Annotated in this window: 3 protein-coding genes; 2 read left to right on the top strand and 1 reads right to left on the bottom strand. The window is 39.7% G+C overall.

What is annotated here, in order from left to right; translation table 11 throughout:
• The first annotated feature begins 114 nt into the window (after window positions 1-114).
• Together IGQ44_07425 and IGQ44_07430 are read left to right on the top strand one after the other, a co-directional pair.
• Window positions 115-1,281, top strand: a complete 1,167-nt coding sequence (locus IGQ44_07425) for a serine/threonine-protein phosphatase (GenBank protein ID HIK37804.1) — start codon at window positions 115-117, stop codon at window positions 1,279-1,281.
• A 1,360-nt stretch (window positions 1,282-2,641) separates the two neighbouring features.
• Window positions 2,642-2,788: a hypothetical protein gene (locus IGQ44_07430; GenBank protein ID HIK37805.1), complete on the top strand. Its 147-nt coding sequence runs from the start codon at window positions 2,642-2,644 to the stop codon at window positions 2,786-2,788.
• 382 nt (window positions 2,789-3,170) lie between these two features.
• Here IGQ44_07430 and IGQ44_07435 read toward each other — a convergent pair.
• Window positions 3,171-3,429: hypothetical protein (locus IGQ44_07435; GenBank protein ID HIK37806.1), on the bottom strand; the 259-nt coding region annotated here is incomplete at its 5' end.

Genomic DNA, 3,429 nt, shown 5'->3' on the forward strand with positions numbered 1-3,429 from the left:
AAAAAAAAAAAAAAAAAAACAGTTTCCACCCCCTCCGGCAGATTATAATTTTAAAAGCAAATAAAATCCCATTTTATGATTATTGTTTACTCAATCGGAAGAGGATTAATCTATATGAATGACGATAATTTCTACGACATTTATTCCCAGAGTCTAACGAAACACGACGAGGAGTTATGCGGGGATAAGGTTAAGTTTACCAAGGGAGACAAAAAAAGCATAATTGTTTTATCAGACGGGTTAGGCAGTGGAGTGAAGGCCAACATTTTGGCTACCTTAACTACAGAGATGCTAATTACCATGTTGGAGGCAGACTTACCTTTGAAAGAGGTAATAGAAACCATTGCAGGCACCCTGCCTCGTTGTAAAATTAGGAAAATAGCCTATGCCACATTCACCATTATTACTATTGACAATTCTACCAGCAGATTCAAGGTTATTAATTTTGACAACCCTCCCATTTTTCTGTTTAAAAAAGGTGTCATTCAAAAGGTAGAGGCAAAAACACAAGTGATTTTAGACAAGAAAATCAGCTACTACGAAGGCTACCTAGAAAGGGGAGATTTTCTGGCGGCAATCAGCGATGGGGTGTTGTATGCAGGATTGGGGGAAACAATGAATTTCGGATGGGGGTGGGAAAACATCGCCAAATTCATCGAAACTATCTTTTTAACTACCACCACCAGTTGTCGTGATGTGGTGGAAAAGGTAATGGCAGAAACTAGAAGACTATACTGCAATCATATTGGCGACGATGCCTCCTTTGTGGGAGTATATGTGCGTCAGCCTAAACCCCTGATGATTTTCACAGGCCCCCCATTAGATCCTAGCAAAGATGAGGAATATGCAGAAAAATTGTTAAGTTTCCCGGGTAGAAAAGTCATATGCGGCGGCACTACTGGTAATATTGTGGCTAGTTATATGGGGGAAACCATTGAAATAGAAATTGATACCATGACTAAAGAATTACCCCCCATCGGCAAACTCAAAGGGATTGACTTAGTAACAGAGGGAATTCTGACTATTTCCAAAACCAAAGAATTGTTGCAAAACTGCCTCTGTGACATTAATAGACTACCCAACACCCGCAACAGTGCCACTTTACTGGCTAAGGAAATCCTAGAAGCAGATTCTATCTATTTTTTGGTGGGACAACAAATTAATGATTTTTATCAAAACCCCCTCTTACCTAAAAATATTTCTATACGTCGTAGTCTGATTGAAGACTTAGTGAAACTGTTGAGAGAATATCAGAAAAATGTCATTGTAGAATACTGTTAGTCTTCCCTTTCTCCTTTTTCTTTTTACCCCTAAGCCAGTTAATCTCATCCCCTTGATTGCAAAAACAACGGTAGCCAGGAAAGCATAACTTTACTTTCTTGAAAAGGTTAACCTCCAAAAAGGAATACTCACACCCGATAAGGAAAACTAACACAAAAAGGGATAATTGGGGGCTAACATGTAGAGACATATTCAGACTTCATGGCGGTGGTTAAACATCCATGGAGTATAGAAAAGGCTAACACATCAGGAAAAAGACTTATACCCTATGGGGAAGTTTCTTAAGAGGAAAAAGACAGTTAAATCTGGTGGTGAAGATATGTGGGGGGAGATACTACGACAAGGCAGTGTGGGGGAATTGAGACTTGATGGTAAGATACTCAGACTCAACAGGGGGGGTTAAATGGGAAGGGTGTTGAGAGTTGATAGAGGTTTAATATATACGGCGGGAGACATTTAAGGCTAATGGAAAATATGGGAAGACACTCAGACTTGATGAGGGTAATTGACATGCATAGAGATACATAATGAGGAAGGCTATATAAACGGGGAAGACAGTTAAACTTCATAGGGAAACTTCCACTTGATGAGAAAAACTAAAACGCCAGGGAAAACAGTCAACCAAAAAAGGCTGATTGACACACCAGGGGGTGGTTAAACTCAAAAGAAGGGTTGACATGCAAGGATATATACTCAAACCCCATAGAAAAGTAAGATGTGGGCAACAGAATACTCACACATTAAAAGTAGATTGACACAAGACTTACTAACAAAGGCTAACATGCAAGAGGAATCCTCGGCCTTTTTGAGGGAGGCTTCCACAGACAGAATTAATACTGTCAGATATACTCAAACCCTCCGGAAAATAGTAAGACACAGGAAAAACACTCAAATATGTTGAGAAGACTTAAACGCACCAATGACACCCAATTCTTTCAGAAAAGTTAATACACCAGCAAAGAAACTCCATGAAGAAGACTATCAGACTATCACGCCAGGGAAAAAACTCAGGTTTTGTGGGAAAAGTTAATACACACAGGGGAATACTCACAATCGATAAAAAAATTCACACACCCCCTGCTGGGGGTTAACGTGTGGAGAAAGACAGTTAGACTTGATGAGAAAAGTTAATATACAGGGAAAAACACTTAAACCTAATGAGAAAGACGTATCGGGGAAAATATTTGGATTATATAGTGAGGGTTAGCACACATAAGGTGTGTCTGATAATACCCAAACTCCCCCGGGTAAAACATGCGGGAAATATTTAGACTTCACAAAAAGGGGCAATTTATACACGGAGGAATGAGTGGATTTATACGCAGAAAAAGACACTCAAACAAAAATAGGAAAAGTTTACATGCATAGAAATATTAGGAGGATTGACAGAAAAAAGGAAACATTCAGACTTGACATCCATGAGAATACTAACGCTGCAGAAGACACTCAAATACTTCCAGAAAGCAAGTCACCACGGAAAAGACTTGAGATTGACAAGGGAGGTTAACATGTAGAGAGAAATATTCAGACTTGATGGAGAAAGTTTAATATACGTGGGGGGAAACTCAAATCTGCCAGTAAAGACGTATAGTGGTAGAAGACGCCAAAAGACTTTATTTGTGGTATATAGGGATTGATACAGAAAGAGAAATACTCAGACTCCATAAGCCTGCTTAACACATGGGGTTAGGATTTAGACTTGATGAGGGTAGTTAACCCCCATGGGAATACAAGAAAAAGAAAAGCTAAGGGAGATACATACCTTATCTTATAGGGGAAGTCTAATGCAGGGGGGAAGACGGCTAAACCCGATACAAAAAACAACATATATCGGATTTGACAAAGGCGGTTGACACTGGAAGAGAGGAAGTCAGACTTGGCGGGAAAGATTAACACAAAGAGATATTCGGAATGAATGGAAAAAGTGACACGTCAGGATAAACAATCAACTCCATTTCCACTAGGCTGGTAAACACACAAGAGGAAACACTATTATCCAAACATATGGCCATTGCCTCAATGACTTCCAAGGGGCATTTCGCCTGGTTAGTGATAAGATCATGGGGAGTGAAGACTATAATATGGCTGAGGGAAATCACCCTTGCCATTTCGTCAAAAGCCTGGGGTTTTATTGTCACCAACCATCTA

This window comes from Geminocystis sp. M7585_C2015_104 (assembly GCA_015295805.1).
Lineage (GTDB): Bacteria > Cyanobacteriota > Cyanobacteriia > Cyanobacteriales > Cyanobacteriaceae > DVEF01.